The following is a 14,746-nucleotide window of genomic DNA, read 5'->3' as shown; positions in this document are numbered from 1 at the left end:
TTTAGCCAGAGCGGGGGTGATTGCTGCAGTTAGTGTGGTTTTACCGTGGTCAACGTGGCCGATGGTGTCCATGTTTGCGTGCAGTTTGTTACGCTGAAATTGCTCTTTCGCCATGGCGATAATCCTTACGTTATGCCTTCATCATTGATGAAGGCATCAGTTAACAATTTTTAAACCGTAGCCTTATTTGCCACGAGCTTCAATAACGGCCTGAGCGACGTTGTTCGGCGCATCATCGTACTTCAGGAACTCCATGGAGTAAGAAGCACGGCCTTTTGTCAGAGAACGCAGCTGAGTTGCATAACCGAACATTTCGGAAAGCGGAACTTCAGCGTGAATCTGAACGCCAGTAGCGTTAGATTCCTGACCTTTAAGCATACCACGACGGCGGCTCAGGTCACCGATAACGTCACCGGTGTTCTCTTCTGGCGTTTCTACTTCAACCTTCATGATTGGCTCAAGCAGAACCGGGGTTGCTTTCTTAAAGCCGTCTTTAAACGCAAGAGAAGCAGCCAGTTTAAACGCCAGCTCAGAGGAGTCAACGTCATGGTAAGAACCGAAGTGCAGACGCACGCCCAGATCAACTACCGGGTAACCCGCCAGTGGACCAGACTTCAGCTGCTCCTGGATACCTTTATCAACGGCAGGGATGTATTCACCAGGAATCACACCACCTTTGATGTCGTTAACAAACTCGTAGCCTTTCGGGTTTGAGCCCGGCTCCAGTGGGTACATGTCGATAACAACATGACCATACTGACCACGACCACCAGACTGCTTGGCGTGTTTACCTTCAATACCGGTAACTTTAGAGCGGATCGCTTCGCGATACGCAACCTGAGGTTTACCGATGTTTGCTTCAACGTTGAATTCACGCTTCATGCGGTCAACGATGATGTCGAGGTGCAGCTCACCCATACCAGCGATGATGGTCTGGTTAGATTCTTCATCAGTCCATACGCGGAATGATGGATCCTCTTTCGCCAGACGACCCAAAGCCAGACCCATTTTTTCCTGGTCAGCTTTGGTTTTCGGCTCAACGGCGATAGAAATTACCGGCTCCGGGAATTCCATACGCTCGAGGATGATGACGTTATCCGGATCACACAGGGTGTCACCGGTAGTCACATCTTTCAGGCCGATCGCAGCGGCGATATCGCCCGCGCGAACTTCTTTGATCTCTTCACGCTTGTTAGCGTGCATCTGAACGATACGGCCCAGACGCTCACGGTTTGACTTAACCGGGTTAAACACAGTATCACCCGTGTTAACAATACCCGAGTACACGCGGAAGAAGGTCAGGTTACCAACAAACGGGTCGGTTGCGATTTTGAACGCCAGCGCAGCAAACGGCTCGTTGTCGTCAGAATGACGCTCAGCCGGCGTGTCTTTACCGTCGTCCAGCATACCGTTGATCGCGGTAACGTCAGTCGGTGCTGGCAGGTATTCAACTACCGCATCCAGCATCGCCTGAACACCTTTGTTCTTAAATGCAGAACCACAGGTTACCAGGATGATTTCGTTGTTCAGAACGCGCTTACGCAGAGACGTTTTGATCTCTTCTTCAGTCAGCTCTTCACCGCCGAAGAATTTCTCCATCAGCTCATCAGAACCTTCAGCTGCGGATTCAACCAGCTTCGCACGCCATTCGTCAGCCAGATCCTGCATATCAGCCGGGATATCTTCGTAGACGAAAGTAACGCCCTGGTCTTCATCGTTCCAGTTGATGGCTTTCATTTTCACCAGGTCGATAACACCGGTGAATTTCTCTTCAGCGCCGATTGCCAGCTGAAGTGGAACCGGGTTTGCACCCAGACGCACTTTCATCTGATCAACAACTTTCAGGAAGTTAGCACCCATGCGGTCCATTTTGTTAACGAACGCGATGCGTGGAACTTTATATTTGTTAGCCTGACGCCATACGGTTTCAGACTGTGGCTGAACACCACCAACTGCACAGTAAACCATTACTGCGCCATCAAGCACACGCATAGAACGTTCTACTTCGATGGTGAAGTCAACGTGTCCTGGGGTGTCAATGATGTTGACGTGGTGTGGCTCAAACTGCTTAGCCATACCAGACCAGTAGCAGGTGGTCGCAGCGGAAGTGATGGTGATACCACGTTCCTGTTCCTGCTCCATCCAGTCCATGGTTGCGGCGCCGTCATGAACTTCACCGATTTTGTGGTTTACACCGGTGTAGAACAGAACACGTTCGGTAGTGGTAGTTTTACCGGCGTCGATGTGAGCACTGATACCGATATTACGATAGCGCTCAATGGGTGTTTTACGAGCCATTTGATTCCTCTGATTCTGAGACGTTCATAGTTAAAAAAGCCCAGCAGGTAAGCCACTGGGACGCCCGCTGGGTTAATAACAACTACGCGGCTGTTACCAGCGGTAGTGTGCGAACGCCTTGTTGGCTTCAGCCATACGGTGAACGTCTTCACGTTTCTTAACTGCAGTACCTTTGTTCTCTGCAGCGTCAGAAAGTTCGTTCGCCAGGCGAAGAGCCATTGATTTATCACCGCGTTTACGAGCAGCTTCTACGATCCAACGCATTGCCAGAGCATTACGACGAACCGGACGGACTTCAACTGGAACCTGGTAGGTTGAACCACCAACGCGACGTGACTTCACTTCGACAGTCGGACGTACGTTTTCGAGTGCAACTTCAAAAGCTTCCAGACCATCTTTACCAGCACGCTGAGCCAGGGTATCAAGTGCGGTATAGACGATAGATTCTGCAGTAGATTTTTTACCATCTACCATCAGGATATTTACAAATTTAGCCAGCAGCTCTGATCCGAACTTAGGATCCGGCAGAATTTTACGCTGACCAATGACGCGACGACGTGGCATGGAAATACTCCGTTGTTAATTCAGGATTGTCCAAAACTCTACGAGTTTATTTTGACATTAAAGTTAAAACGTTTGGCCTTACTTAACGGAGAACCATTAAGCCTTTGGCTTCTTCACGCCATACTTGGAGCGAGCCTGCTTACGGTCTTTAACACCTGAGCAGTCCAGCGCGCCACGAACGGTGTGGTAACGCACACCTGGCAGGTCTTTAACACGACCGCCACGGATCAGGATCACGGAGTGCTCCTGCAGGTTATGACCTTCACCACCAATATAGGAGGTAACTTCAAAACCGTTGGTCAAACGCACACGGCATACTTTACGCAGTGCGGAGTTTGGTTTTTTCGGGGTAGTGGTGTAAACACGAGTACAAACACCACGTTTTTGCGGGCAAGCTTCCAGCGCCGGCACGTTGCTTTTAGCAACCTGACGAACGCGTGGTTTGCGAACCAGCTGGTTAACTGTTGCCATTAAATAGCTCCTGGATTTAGCTTTTGCTTCGTAAACACGTAATAAATCGCCTCGTATTTCTACGAGGAGGCAGAATTTTAGGGCTGTGCCTATAGGGTGTCAAGAAATAACCAGGTTTTCGCGTTTACCAGGCCACTTGCTGTTGATGCTTTGCCGTCAGCGCAACGAATCCAGTATAGTCCACACGAACAATACTGGTTGAAATTTGAGCAGACAATCCACGTGCAATGACATCCTCTTCCAGTACCCACAGCGTCGCGGGCGATGCAAGGAGCCGGCTGAGCATCGTACTGCCCTGTAGCGCTCCGGTGACGCCATCCTGTAACAGCAGCAGATCATCCTCCGGCCGCAGCAAAAGCAGCAGCGTTTCGATATCACACTGCCAGGGGGAGTTCATCAGCGTATAAAGCATGGCGATTTCTCAAAAACAGATAATGCGATCGAAAGAGGCCAGCGTCTGGCGCAGAGTGTCACTCTCCAGCACTTCAGCAGACAATACGCGTTCTGCGCTCAGGCTCACTCCGCGTGCCAGTAACGAATGCCGGCAGATATAGCACTGCTCAATATCATAAAGTGCCAGCACACCAAAGGTAGCGATATAGTCGCGCGCCAGTATAGTCTCTGGCTGCTGCTGTTCAGCGAGCTGCAGCACACCGTCGCCGATAAAAAAGAGGCCGATATCTTCGCTCAGCGCGCCGGTAGCGAGAACGGCATCCAGCCCTTCTCTGCCGGCGCTGCTGCCGTGCGGAGCACGGGTAAACAGAAACGCAATGCGGTTCATCAGAATTGCACCAGTCTGTCGCAGCTGAGCGCCGCTTCAGCCAGAGCGCCCAGACCACTGAGTTCAAAACCCGGCTGCAGATTACTGCCCGCCAGCTGCAGACGCGTCGCTTCCTGCCGATCGGTAATGCCCCGCCGCAGTGCGGCAGCCACGCAGACGTTAAGCGCAACGCCGCAGGCATCGTGCAGATGCTGCCAGGCGCGCACAACGTCAGTTTCATCACTGGCAGGTGCGCTCAGTTCGCTGGCATTCAGCACGCCTTCACGATAAAAAAATACGCTCTCCAGCACGTGGCCTGCAGCAATCAGCGCACGGGCAAACAGCAGTGCACTGGTTGCATTCTGGGTGCCGTAAGCCGGTCCGGTCACCAGCAGGGTGTAACGCATCAGCGATCCTGCCCCTGAAAATCGCCATTCTTAAACTGACGTATGTAGAGGTAGACCGTATGCCTGGAGATATTCAGACGAGCGGCAACCTGGTTAATGGCATCTTTGATGTCAAAAATACCTTTCTCATACAGATTAAGTACGATCTGCCGGTTCTTGGCGTTGTTAGACACGTTGCGATCCGCGCTGACCTCTTCAATCGTGAATTCCAGCGTCTGCATCACCAGATCTTCAACCGAACTGGCAAAGTTTACGCTTGAATCAACCTGCTGCATCTCTGGCGGCATAAAGGTTGACATGATTTGCGAGAACGGTACATCCAGATTCATATTGATGCAGAGCAGACCAATGACGCGCTGCTGGCGATTACGAATAGCGATGGTGACCGACTTCATCAGAACACCGCTTTTGGCACGCGTAAAATAGGCGCGGGAGACATTGCTGTCAGCGCCATGCATATCATGCAGCATGCGCAGCGCCAGATCGGTAATCGGCGATCCCACTTTGCGCCCCGTATGTTCGCCGTTAGCGATACGCACGGCTGAACATTTCAGATCTTCCAGCGAGTGCAGCACGATTTCGCAGTGCGAGCCAATCAGCATCGCCAGGCCATCAACCACTGCTTCGTAAGATTTGAGAATATCGTAATCAGCTTGCTCAAAAGGGCGCTGCTCCAGTAAATCGAAGTCAGTCAGTTCACCGGGATTAAATGGATTAGACATCGAAGACATTACCCTACGTGGCTGGAGCCTGTCGCGACAGCATTGGGGCAGACTCATCTTATGATCATTATGCAGGCGTTAGTCTGGCAAATGTCGCCCGCTTTAGCCAGAGCTTTGCACATATGCAGCAGGAATTGAACGTACAGGGGAAATGCAGAGGGAACCGCCGCCCGAAGGCGGCGGCAGAACACAATAATTACTGTGCTTTCTTCTCAGCAGCGGCCGGAGCCTGTGCTTTTTCATCCGCTTTTGGCGCTGCTTTAATATCCAGCAGTTCAACATCAAACACCAGCGTAGAGTTGGCCGGAATGCCCGGTACGCCGTTTTTGCCATAGGCGAGGTTCGGTGGGATCACCAGTTTGATCTTGCCACCTTTTTTCACGTGCTTCAGGCCTTCGGTCCAGCCCGGAATGACGCCATCCAGACGGAAAGAGAGCGGTTCGCCACGGGTGTAAGAGTTATCAAACTCGGTACCGTCAATCAGTGTGCCTTTGTAGTTGACCACAACAGTGTCGCTGTCTTTAGGCGCGGCGCCGCTACCCTCTTTCTCAACCTGATAGAGCAGGCCTGATTCAGTCTTCTTCACGCCCTTCTCTTTTGCGAATTTTTCAGCAAAAGCGTTGCCTTTATCAGCATTCTCTTTTGCATCTTTTTCCAGCTTCGCCTGAGCGGCGCCCTTCACGCGGCCTTCAAAGGCCTGCAGGGTCTGCTCGATCTCCTGATCAGAGAGTTTGCTTTTACCGCCAAATGCGTCCTGAACACCAGCAATCAGCTGATCTTTGTCCAGTTTGATGCCCAGTTTCTCCTGTTCCTTCAGAGAGTTGTCCATGTAGCGACCCAGCGAGGCACCCAGTGCATAGGCAGATTGCTGATCTTCATTTTTGAAAGCAGCATTTTTTGGTGCCTGTGGCGCAGCCTGCGCCGCGTCAGCCGGAGCGGCAGCGGTTTCTGCTGCCATCGCCAGCGGTGCATTAAGTGCGACAGCCATAGTGGTAGCTAACAATGTGACTTTAAACAGTGATTTCATCCTTTCTCCAAAACCGAAGCTTCAAACCTCGGGAATCATTGCGGACAGTGGTCCACACTATAACTTTACGCGGCAGTAACGAACACTCCCGCAGTGTAATTACCCGGTTAACCTCCGACCTTTTTTGCTTCAGGAAGTTTCATCTGAGATGTAGGCGCTGCGGGTAAATTCAATGGCAGGAGATAAATGCCGGGTAAATATCAGGTGATTCTGACCACAAACGCCGTAGAATCACGCCGGTTCATATCAATGCGCAGTACGATGACAGGAGGAGTGATGATGCAACAGACAGACTGGGATCGGCGCCTTGAAGCGCTGGAGAGCAAGCTGGCTTTTCAGGAAGACACCATTGAGCAGCTTAATCAGACGGTAGTCGAACATGAACTGGAGATGAGCAGACTGCGGGAACACGTCCGCTTGCTGGTCGACAAAGTTAAAGCGGCAGCGCCCTCAATGGTCGCTTCGCCGTCGGAAGAGACGCCCCCGCCGCATTATTAATGCCTGCCGGCAGCGAAAAGTAAAAAACAGAAAGGCCACCCGCAGGTGGCCTTTTTGTACCGGCAACGCTTAGTGATTGCAGCCGCAACCGCCACCGTGGCCATGATCGTGGTCGTGGTCGTGACCATGCTCGTGGTCATGATGATGACCATCAGCGCCATGCACGTGACCGTGCGCCAGCTCTTCTTCCGTGGCTTCGCGGATAGCAACCACTTCCACGTTGAAGTTCAGGTTCTGACCAGCAAGCATGTGGTTACCATCAACCACAACGTGCTCATCTTCTACTTCAGTGATTTCAACCGGCACCGGGCCCTGGTCGGTTTCTGCCAGGAAGCGCATGCCAACCTGCAGTTCGTCCACACCCATGAAGACATCTTTAGGTACGCGCTGTACCAGATTGTCATCATACTGACCATAGGCGTCGTTTGCCGGAATATGCACGTCAAACTTGTCGCCGACCGCGTGATTTTCCAGCGCTTTTTCCAGACCAGAAATCAGGGAACCATGACCGTGCAGATAGTCTAACGGTGCACTTACCGGCGACTCGTCAACTAACACACCATCTTCGGTACGAACCTGATACGCCAGGCTCACCACCAGGTCTTTTGCTACTTTCATGATATCTCCTAACCGTTGAGAACTAAGGATCCCGTCTCATTGGTCTATTTTTGCGTGCAATAACCAACCAGAAAGGTTTAAGGCTGAACAGATTTTCCCTGCAAAAAATGCAGACCATTCAGCGTTAGTGGCGCCGATTGTAACGGAATTCAACACCACTGTAAGTCTAAGCGTAAAAAAAGCTGTGCCGGCACGCTACTCAGGATGAAAAATGCCAATCACCTGCTCATTACTGCGAACCTGATCGCGCGCCTGCTTATCTGCCTCACGCATCTGATGTCCGCATTTTACGCATTCAACCACATCGACATTGTTTTCGCGCCACATGGCCAGGGTATCTTTTTCCTGACAGTGCGGACAGACCGCACCGGCGATAAAACGTTTACGCATCTTTTTTCCTGCCCGCTCGTTGTTCACGGATACCTTAAGTGTATACCCTGCGCACCGCAAATTGCAGCGATGGCTCTGAATGGCACCTTATTCATCGTCCCAGCCGTTTATCTGTCGCTTCTCATGCTGCATCTCACGCTGGAAGATATCCTCCAGTTCGCGTCGTGCCTCACGCACGCGGGAAACCTGCACGCTGTCATCGTGGCCGGGCATCAGCTCGCGCAGCATTCGCATATCAAGCCGGCGAAAATGCTGCTGCGCACGCTGCGCCTGATGAGGATGCATACCAAGAGAAATCAGCGCCTTGCGGCCAAGTTCCAGCGCACTGGAGAAGGTTTCACGGGAGAAGAGTGTGACGCCCGCCTGCAGTAATTCGTGCGCCTCCACACGCCCGCGCGCCCGCGCCAGGATCTCCAGCTGCGGAAAATGGTGCTGGCAAAGGTGCACAATGGTCATGGCATCTTCCGGATCGCTGCAGGTGATCACAATTGACTGCGCATTCTCTGCGCCAGCGGCGCGTAACAGCTCCAGCTCGGTGGCGTCACCGTAGTAAACTTTATAGCCATATTTGCGCATCAGGCTGACTGCAGAAATATCCCGCTCCAGCACCGTGATGCGTTTGTTGTTGGCCATCAGCAAACGGCCTACGACCTGCCCGAAGCGGCCAAACCCGACCACGATGACCTGTGGCTGATCGTCCTCTACAAAAGGCTTCTCATCACTGTCCTCTTTGTCGTTAAAGCGGCGGGCCAGAATCTTATCCACACCCTGCATCAGCAGCGGGGTGGTCATCATTGAGAGGGTCACCGTGACCAGCAGCAGCGGCAGCTGATCGCCGCTGAACAGATGGGCTGATGACGCCGCAGAGAACAGGACAAACGCGAATTCGCCGCCCTGACTGAGCACGCCCGCAAACTGCAGACGCTCTGAGCTACGCAGGCCGTAAATGCGCGCCAGCACGTAAAGCACCAGCGCTTTTACCGCCACCAGTACCAGCACGCCGATCAGAATCGCCACGATATGCGTGTAGAGCACGCCAAGGTTCAGCGCCATGCCAACAGAAATAAAGAACAGGCCCAGCAGCAGCCCCTTGAACGGTTCAATAGCGACTTCAAGTTCATGCCGGTACTCGCTCTCCGCCAGCAGAATACCGGCAATAAAGGTCCCCAGCGCCATCGACAGGCCAAGCGCATCCATAAACAGCGCCGATCCCAGCACCAGCAGCAGTGAGGCGGCGGTAAAGACTTCCCTGACACCGGAAGCCGCAATAAAGCGCAAAATGGGCCGCAGTAAATATCGCCCGCCAACCAGCATGCCGGCAAAGGCCAGCACTTTCATCGCGACTTTAAGCCAGTCAACATGACCACTGTCGCCGCCAGCCAGTAACGGCACCAGCGCCAGCGCCGGTATCACCGCCAGATCCTGAAACAGCAGTACCGAAAAGCCCAGCTGTCCCGATTCGCTGCGGTTCATCCCTTTATCACGCATCAGCTGCAACGCCATAGCCGTAGAGGACATGGCCACACCAATGCCGCCTATCACGGCCGCCTGCCAGCTGAAATCGCTCAGCCACAGCAGTACGCCGAGGATCGCTGCAGAAAATATTACCTGCGCCGCCCCGACGCCGAAAATGGAGCGCCGCAGTGACCAGAGTTTGGCAGGATTGAGCTCCAGGCCAATAATAAACATCAGGAACACGACGCCCAGCTCAGAGAAGTGCAGGATCTCATCCACATCGCTGATAAAGCCCAGCCCCCACGGACCAATCGCAATACCTGCGAGCAGATAGCCCAGCACCGCACCAATCCCCAGTCGGGCGGCAACAGGCACCACCAGTACCGCCGCCACCAGATAGATGACGCCAGCGGTCAGTAACGTTTCGCCTTGCATTACACTCCTCCCTGCGGCAGTGGTGATGTGAGCCAGTCGCCATAGGCGCGGGCAAAATGACGCAGCGTTTCTGGCGTCTGCCGCCGCGCCCAGTGGATCACCATCGGTGTCATCCAGTGCATACGGCACATCTGCGCTGTGAGCTCAAATGGCCGCATAATATCGCTCATGGGATAGCGGTTCAGGCCGTCGTGATGATAGGCCGCTTCAGGCTCACCGGTCGTCACGACGCTCCGCCAGTATTTACCTTCCAGTGCGTTCCCATCCACGCCGCTGGCAAAACCGCGCGACAGCACGCGATCCAGCCACTCTTTCAGCAGAGCAGGACAGCTGTAGGTATAGAGTGGATGCTGAAACACCACGATCTCGTGATCGCGCAGCAGCTGCTGTTCATAGTGAATATCTATAAAAAAATCCGGATAGTGGGCATATAAATCGTGCACGGTGACGTGTTCAAGTTCCCTGGCCGACTGCAGCAAAACCCGATTGGCGATCGAATCCTGTGACTCCGGATGGGCATAAAGCAGCAAAACTTTTGGTGGCTGCGACATCCTTCCCCTCCAAAGCGTCGTCACCGCAGCGGAATTCCGCTACCATGCTCAACGCAACTAAACATTATTGAATTATGTTGCCGATAAATTACCATATTCTGACGATACGGCGCCTATGATTGTCTTTTCCGCACTACAGATACGACGTGGCACTACTGTGCTGCTGGACAACGCAACCGCAACCATTAATCCCGGCCAGAAAGTGGGCCTGGTGGGTAAAAACGGCTGCGGCAAATCTACCCTGCTGTCACTGCTTAAAGGTGAAATCAGCAGCGACGCCGGCAGCGTCACCTTCCCCGGCAGCTGGGCGCTGGCGTGGGTCAACCAGGAGACGCCTGCGCTGAGTAAAGCCGCGCTGGAGTATGTTATCGACGGCGACCGTGAATATCGTCAGCTGGAATCTGAATTAGCGGATGCCAACGTGCGCGATGATGGCAACGCGATTGCGCTGCTGCACGGCAAGCTGGATGCGATTCAGGCGTGGAGTATACACGCACGCGCCGCCAGTCTGCTGCACGGCCTGGGCTTTAGCCAGGAGCAGCTGACGCGGCCGGTCAGCGACTTCTCCGGCGGCTGGCGCATGCGTCTCAATCTGGCACAGGCGCTGGTGTGTCGCTCTGACTTGCTGCTGCTGGATGAGCCAACCAACCACCTCGATCTCGACGCCGTAATCTGGCTGGAGCGCTGGCTGAAAAGCTATGAGGGCACGCTGATCCTGATTTCGCATGACCGCGATTTTCTCGATCCGGTGGTGGACAAAATTATTCACATTGAGCAGCAGACGCTTATCGAATATACCGGTAACTACAGCTCCTTTGAGCGGCAGCGCGTCGCCAAACTGGCACAGCAGCAGGCGCTCTATCAAAGCCAGCAGGAAAAAGTGTCGCACCTGCAGAAGTATATCGATCGCTTCCGCGCTCAGGCGACCAAAGCCAAACAGGCACAGAGCCGCATCAAGATGCTGGAGCGCATGGAGCTGATTGCGCCTGCACACGTGGATAACCCGTTCAGCTTCAGCTTCCGCGCGCCGGAAAGCCTGCCTAATCCGCTGCTGAAAATGGAGAAGGTCACGGCGGGCTACGGCGAGCGCATTATTCTTGATGCGATCAAACTCAATCTGGTGCCGGGCTCGCGTATCGGCCTGCTGGGGCGTAACGGTGCGGGTAAATCAACGCTGATCAAGCTGCTGGCGGGAGAACTCGATCCACTGGAGGGCAAGGTGGGTCTGGCGAAAGGCATTAAGCTCGGTTACTTCGCCCAGCATCAGCTTGAGTATCTGCGGGCTGAAGAGTCGCCGCTGCAGCATCTGGCGCATATCGCGCCAGCCGTTCTGGAGCAGCAGCTGCGCGATTACCTGGGCGGCTTTGGCTTTCAGGGTGATAAAGTCAGTGAAGCCACCGCCCGCTTCTCCGGCGGCGAAAAAGCACGCCTGGTGCTGGCGCTGATCGTCTGGCAGCGTCCCAACCTGCTGCTGCTGGATGAGCCCACTAACCATCTCGATCTCGACATGCGTCAGGCGCTTACCGAAGCCCTGATCGATTTTGAAGGCGCGCTGGTGGTGGTGTCGCATGACCGGCATTTGCTGCGTTCCACTACTGACGATCTCTATCTGGTCCACGATCGCAAAGTCGACGTATTTGAAGGCGATCTGGACGACTATCAGCAGTGGCTGAGCGATCTGCAGAAGCAGCAGGCGCAGCAGGATGCCGCACCCAGGCAGGATAATGCCAATAGCGCCCAGTCCCGCAAAGATCAGAAGCGCCGTGATGCTGAGCTGCGCGCGCAGACGCAACCGCTGCGCAAAGAGATCGAGAAGCTGGAGAAGCAGATGACAAAGTGGCAGAGTCAGCTGAGCGAGGCAGAAGCCCTGCTGGCCGACAGCGCGATTTACGACCAAAGCCGTAAAGCCGATTTAACTGCCGCCCTGCAGCGCCAGGCGGAAAGCAAATCAGCGCTGGAAGAAGTTGAAATGGCGTGGCTGGATGCGCAGGAGCAGCTGGAGCAGATGCTGGCGAATTAACGGTCAGCCTGCATGCCGCCCCTACAGAGTAGCCTCTGCTACAGGGTCGGCATGTATGCCGACCTGGCCGCCTCCGCAACCAACACTACCCAATCAAACCGGCACATCCCCCAGCACCGTCGCGCGATGCATTACCCGGCGCGCCGGATAATAATCTGCGTTGGCGTAATGCTGCGTCACGCGGTTATCCCAGATAGCAATGTCGTTCTCCTGCCAGCGCCAGCGCACCTGAAACTCTGGTTTAGTGGCGTGCGCAAACAGATAATTCAGCAGCGCGTCGCTCTCTTTTTCACTGACGCCCGTCAGACGTGTGGTGAACCCCTCGTTCACAAACAGCGCTTTACGCCCGCTGACCGGATGGGTGCGGATCGCCGGATGGCAGACCGGCGGATGTTTAGCCACCGCCTGCTGCCAGCGCTGATGCTCCTCCGGCGTGCGGCGATATTTATACTCCTGAAACGACTTCTTAAAGTCGTGCTCCGCCTGCAGCCCGCTCAGCAGCTGTTTAACCGGCTCAGAAAGCGTTTCATAAGCGGCTATCCCGCTGCTCCAGAGCGTATCGCCCCCGCTTTCCGGCAACAGTTTCGCGGCCAGCAGGGCAATGGCCGGCGGCGTTTCAATAAAGGTGACATCGGTATGCCAGTTGTCATTATCCGGCGGGTTATCCTGATGGGTATCCAGCTCGATGATCTCTTCCACGCCTGCCGCATGCGGGTAGACCGGATGAATATGCAGATCGCCAAAACGCACCGCCAGCGCCCGCTGCTGCTGTGGCGTAATCACCTGGTTACGTAAAAACAGCACCTGATAACGCAGCAGGCCGTGATAGAGCTGTTCAAACTGCGCATCGCTCAGCGGGCGGCTGAGATCGACATCGCTGACCTGCGCGCCGATCCAGGGACCCAGCGCGGTAAAAGTAAGACGTTCGTTCATTGCTGCTCTCCATACCAGGGCGTCAGGCGGCGTTGCAGCGCGCGCAGACCCAGTTCTAAACTAAATGCGATAACGGCAATGACGCCGATACCCGCCAGCACCACATCCGTGGCCAGAAACTCTCCTGCCGACTGCACCATAAACCCCAGGCCCCGCGTGGCGGCGATGAGCTCTGCAGCGACCAGCGTGGACCAGCCGACGCCCAGCCCGATACGCAGACCGGTCAGGATTTCCGGCAGCGCGCCAGGCAGGATCACAAAGCGCAGCACCTGCCAGCGGGATGCGCCCAGCGCCTGCGCTGCGCGCACGCGTACCTGACGGCACTGCTTCACGCCGGCCAGCGTCGCCAGCGTCACCGGTGCAAAAATCGCCAGGTAGATAAGCAGAATTTTTGAGGTTTCACCAATACCAAACCAGATCACCATCAGCGGCAGGTAGGCCAGCGGCGGCACCGGCCGGTAAAGCTCAATCAGCGGATCGAGCAGCCCGCGCAGCGCCGGGCTCAGTCCCATAGCAATGCCGGTCGGAATACCAATCAGTGCGGCAAAGAACAGCGCCACCAGCATGCGCGTCAGGCTTGCGCCCAGATGCTGCCACAGCGTGGCGTCCATAAAGCCCTGCGCACTGGCAATCAGCAGCAGTTTCTGCAGCACCTGCTGCGGCGCGGGCAGAAACAGTGGCGCAATCAGCCCCAGCGCCGTCACGCCCCACCACATCACCAGCAGCAGCCCTGTGCTCAGCAGGCTAAGCGACAGCTGGCGCGACAGTGGCCAGCGCAGACCACGGGCGCGCGCTGCACCACGTTTCTCATCGATCACCGCACTCATACAAACGCCTCCCGCCGGGCAAACACCTGATTAAGCACATATTCACGGCGCTCGATAAACGCCGGATCGGATTTGATGCTGCGGCACGGTTCACCGCCAGCGAAGCGCTGGCCAAAGTCGAGCTTCAGCCGTTCCACAATGCGTCCAGGTCCGGGCGACAGCAGCACCAGCTCGCTGGCCAGAAACACCGCTTCTTCAATGTCATGGGTAATCAGCAGGATCTGCTTGCCGGTATCGCGCCACAGCGTCAGCAACAGGGTTTGCATCTGCTCGCGGGTAAACGCATCCAGCGCGCCAAAGGGCTCATCCAGCAGCAGCAGCTGCGGATCGGCCGCCAGCGCACGCGCAATTCCCACGCGCTGACGTTGCCCCCCGGAGAGCTGCCAGATAAAACGTTTTTCTGCCCCTTCCAGACCGACGTTGCGGATCAGCCGGCGGGCAACGGCATGACGTTCCGCTTTTGCCATACCGGCCAGCTGCAGACCCAATGCCACGTTATCGATCACATTGCGCCACGGCAGCAGCCCTTCATTCTGAAACACCACGCCGCGCCCGGCGCCTGGCCCGGTCACCGCCTTGCCATCCAGCGTAATGCTGCCGGACTCCAGCGGCAGAAAGCCGGCAATTAAGTTCAGCAGCGTGGTTTTGCCACAGCCGGACGGCCCCAGCACCACCAGCAATTCACGGCTGTCCAGCTGCAGATGGATATCCTGCAGTACGGGCTGACCGGCATAACGTGCGTTGAGATGCGTGACGCTAAGCATACGGCC

18 protein-coding genes are annotated in these 14,746 nt (G+C 55.2%); 2 read left to right on the top strand and 16 right to left on the bottom strand.

Annotated features, from left to right (window positions below):
* From B3041_RS12530 to fkpA, 9 genes are all read right to left on the bottom strand, one after another.
* A partial coding sequence (locus tag B3041_RS12530; protein WP_292975240.1) for a GTP-binding protein occupies positions 1-114 on the bottom strand: 114 nt, incomplete at its 3' end.
* Between the two features lie 69 nt (positions 115-183).
* On the bottom strand, positions 184-2,298 hold the full coding sequence (gene fusA, locus B3041_RS12525; protein ID WP_065648598.1) for an elongation factor G: 2,115 nt from the start codon (positions 2,296-2,298) through the stop codon (positions 184-186).
* Positions 2,299-2,391: 93 nt separating this feature from the next.
* Positions 2,392-2,862 (bottom strand): 30S ribosomal protein S7, encoded by a 471-nt coding sequence (gene rpsG, locus B3041_RS12520; RefSeq protein ID WP_007886246.1) that lies wholly within the window; start codon positions 2,860-2,862, stop codon positions 2,392-2,394.
* Positions 2,863-2,958: 96 nt separating this feature from the next.
* The gene (gene rpsL, locus B3041_RS12515; protein WP_010616440.1) at positions 2,959-3,333 is read right to left on the bottom strand and encodes a 30S ribosomal protein S12; all 375 of its coding nucleotides are present in this window, start codon (positions 3,331-3,333) and stop codon (positions 2,959-2,961) included.
* Between the two features lie 124 nt (positions 3,334-3,457).
* Positions 3,458-3,745, bottom strand: coding sequence for a sulfurtransferase complex subunit TusB (gene tusB, locus B3041_RS12510; RefSeq protein ID WP_065648597.1), 288 nt, complete (start codon positions 3,743-3,745; stop codon positions 3,458-3,460).
* A gap of 9 nt (positions 3,746-3,754) precedes the next feature.
* Complete coding sequence (gene tusC, locus B3041_RS12505) at positions 3,755-4,114, bottom strand: sulfurtransferase complex subunit TusC (RefSeq protein ID WP_065648596.1); 360 nt, start codon at positions 4,112-4,114, stop codon at positions 3,755-3,757.
* Positions 4,114-4,500 carry a sulfurtransferase complex subunit TusD gene (gene tusD, locus B3041_RS12500; protein ID WP_065648595.1) on the bottom strand — a complete coding sequence of 129 codons (387 nt, stop codon included), beginning with the start codon at positions 4,498-4,500 and terminating at the stop codon, positions 4,114-4,116. Before tusD ends, tusC begins: the two co-directional genes overlap by 1 nt.
* Entirely contained in the window at positions 4,500-5,222 is a 723-nt protein-coding gene (locus tag B3041_RS12495) for a helix-turn-helix transcriptional regulator (protein WP_065648594.1), read from the bottom strand. Before B3041_RS12495 ends, tusD begins: the two co-directional genes overlap by 1 nt.
* Before the next feature lie 196 nt (positions 5,223-5,418).
* Positions 5,419-6,249 carry an FKBP-type peptidyl-prolyl cis-trans isomerase gene (gene fkpA, locus B3041_RS12490; RefSeq protein ID WP_039380847.1) on the bottom strand — a complete coding sequence of 277 codons (831 nt, stop codon included), beginning with the start codon at positions 6,247-6,249 and terminating at the stop codon, positions 5,419-5,421.
* A gap of 279 nt (positions 6,250-6,528) precedes the next feature.
* On the opposite strand from fkpA, the gene B3041_RS12485 reads away from it, so the two are divergent.
* Positions 6,529-6,747 (top strand): protein SlyX, encoded by a 219-nt coding sequence (locus tag B3041_RS12485; protein ID WP_039380849.1) that lies wholly within the window; start codon positions 6,529-6,531, stop codon positions 6,745-6,747.
* Between the two features lie 69 nt (positions 6,748-6,816).
* Here B3041_RS12485 and slyD read toward each other — a convergent pair whose 3' ends face one another.
* The 4 genes from slyD to kefG all read right to left on the bottom strand — a co-directional run bounded on the left by slyD (position 6,817) and on the right by kefG (position 10,196).
* Positions 6,817-7,365, bottom strand: a complete 549-nt coding sequence (gene slyD / locus B3041_RS12480) for a peptidylprolyl isomerase (RefSeq protein WP_065648593.1) — start codon at positions 7,363-7,365, stop codon at positions 6,817-6,819.
* A gap of 195 nt (positions 7,366-7,560) precedes the next feature.
* Positions 7,561-7,755: a YheV family putative zinc ribbon protein gene (locus B3041_RS12475; protein WP_006120567.1), complete on the bottom strand. Its 195-nt coding sequence runs from the start codon at positions 7,753-7,755 to the stop codon at positions 7,561-7,563.
* Positions 7,756-7,842: 87 nt separating this feature from the next.
* Positions 7,843-9,645, bottom strand: a complete 1,803-nt coding sequence (gene kefB / locus B3041_RS12470) for a glutathione-regulated potassium-efflux system protein KefB (RefSeq protein ID WP_065648592.1) — start codon at positions 9,643-9,645, stop codon at positions 7,843-7,845.
* A complete protein-coding gene (kefG, locus tag B3041_RS12465; protein WP_065648591.1) occupies positions 9,645-10,196 on the bottom strand; it encodes a glutathione-regulated potassium-efflux system ancillary protein KefG in 552 nt (183 codons plus the stop codon). Before kefG ends, kefB begins: the two co-directional genes overlap by 1 nt.
* Positions 10,197-10,311: 115 nt before the next feature.
* On the opposite strand from kefG, the gene B3041_RS12460 reads away from it, so the two are divergent.
* Positions 10,312-12,216 carry an ABC transporter ATP-binding protein gene (locus tag B3041_RS12460; protein ID WP_292975218.1) on the top strand — a complete coding sequence of 635 codons (1,905 nt, stop codon included), beginning with the start codon at positions 10,312-10,314 and terminating at the stop codon, positions 12,214-12,216.
* 93 nt (positions 12,217-12,309) lie between these two features.
* On the opposite strand, the gene tauD is transcribed toward B3041_RS12460, so the two are convergent.
* Genes tauD through tauB form a run of 3 tightly spaced genes read right to left on the bottom strand, consistent with a single transcriptional unit; the run spans position 12,310 to position 14,740 of the window.
* Positions 12,310-13,149, bottom strand: a complete 840-nt coding sequence (tauD, locus tag B3041_RS12455; RefSeq protein WP_292975215.1) for a taurine dioxygenase — start codon at positions 13,147-13,149, stop codon at positions 12,310-12,312.
* Entirely contained in the window at positions 13,146-13,976 is an 831-nt protein-coding gene (tauC, locus tag B3041_RS12450) for a taurine ABC transporter permease TauC (protein ID WP_292975212.1), read from the bottom strand. The genes tauD and tauC overlap by 4 nt, the downstream gene beginning before the upstream one ends.
* Positions 13,973-14,740: a taurine ABC transporter ATP-binding subunit gene (gene tauB, locus B3041_RS12445; RefSeq protein ID WP_065648587.1), complete on the bottom strand. Its 768-nt coding sequence runs from the start codon at positions 14,738-14,740 to the stop codon at positions 13,973-13,975. The genes tauC and tauB overlap by 4 nt, the downstream gene beginning before the upstream one ends.
* Positions 14,741-14,746 lie beyond the last annotated feature (6 nt).

The organism is Pantoea sp. UBA4549, from assembly GCF_002387285.1.
Lineage (GTDB): Bacteria > Pseudomonadota > Gammaproteobacteria > Enterobacterales > Enterobacteriaceae > Pantoea > Pantoea borealis.
The sequence above is the reverse complement of the archived record's forward strand: the minus strand, read 5'-3'. Positions and strand labels throughout refer to the sequence as shown.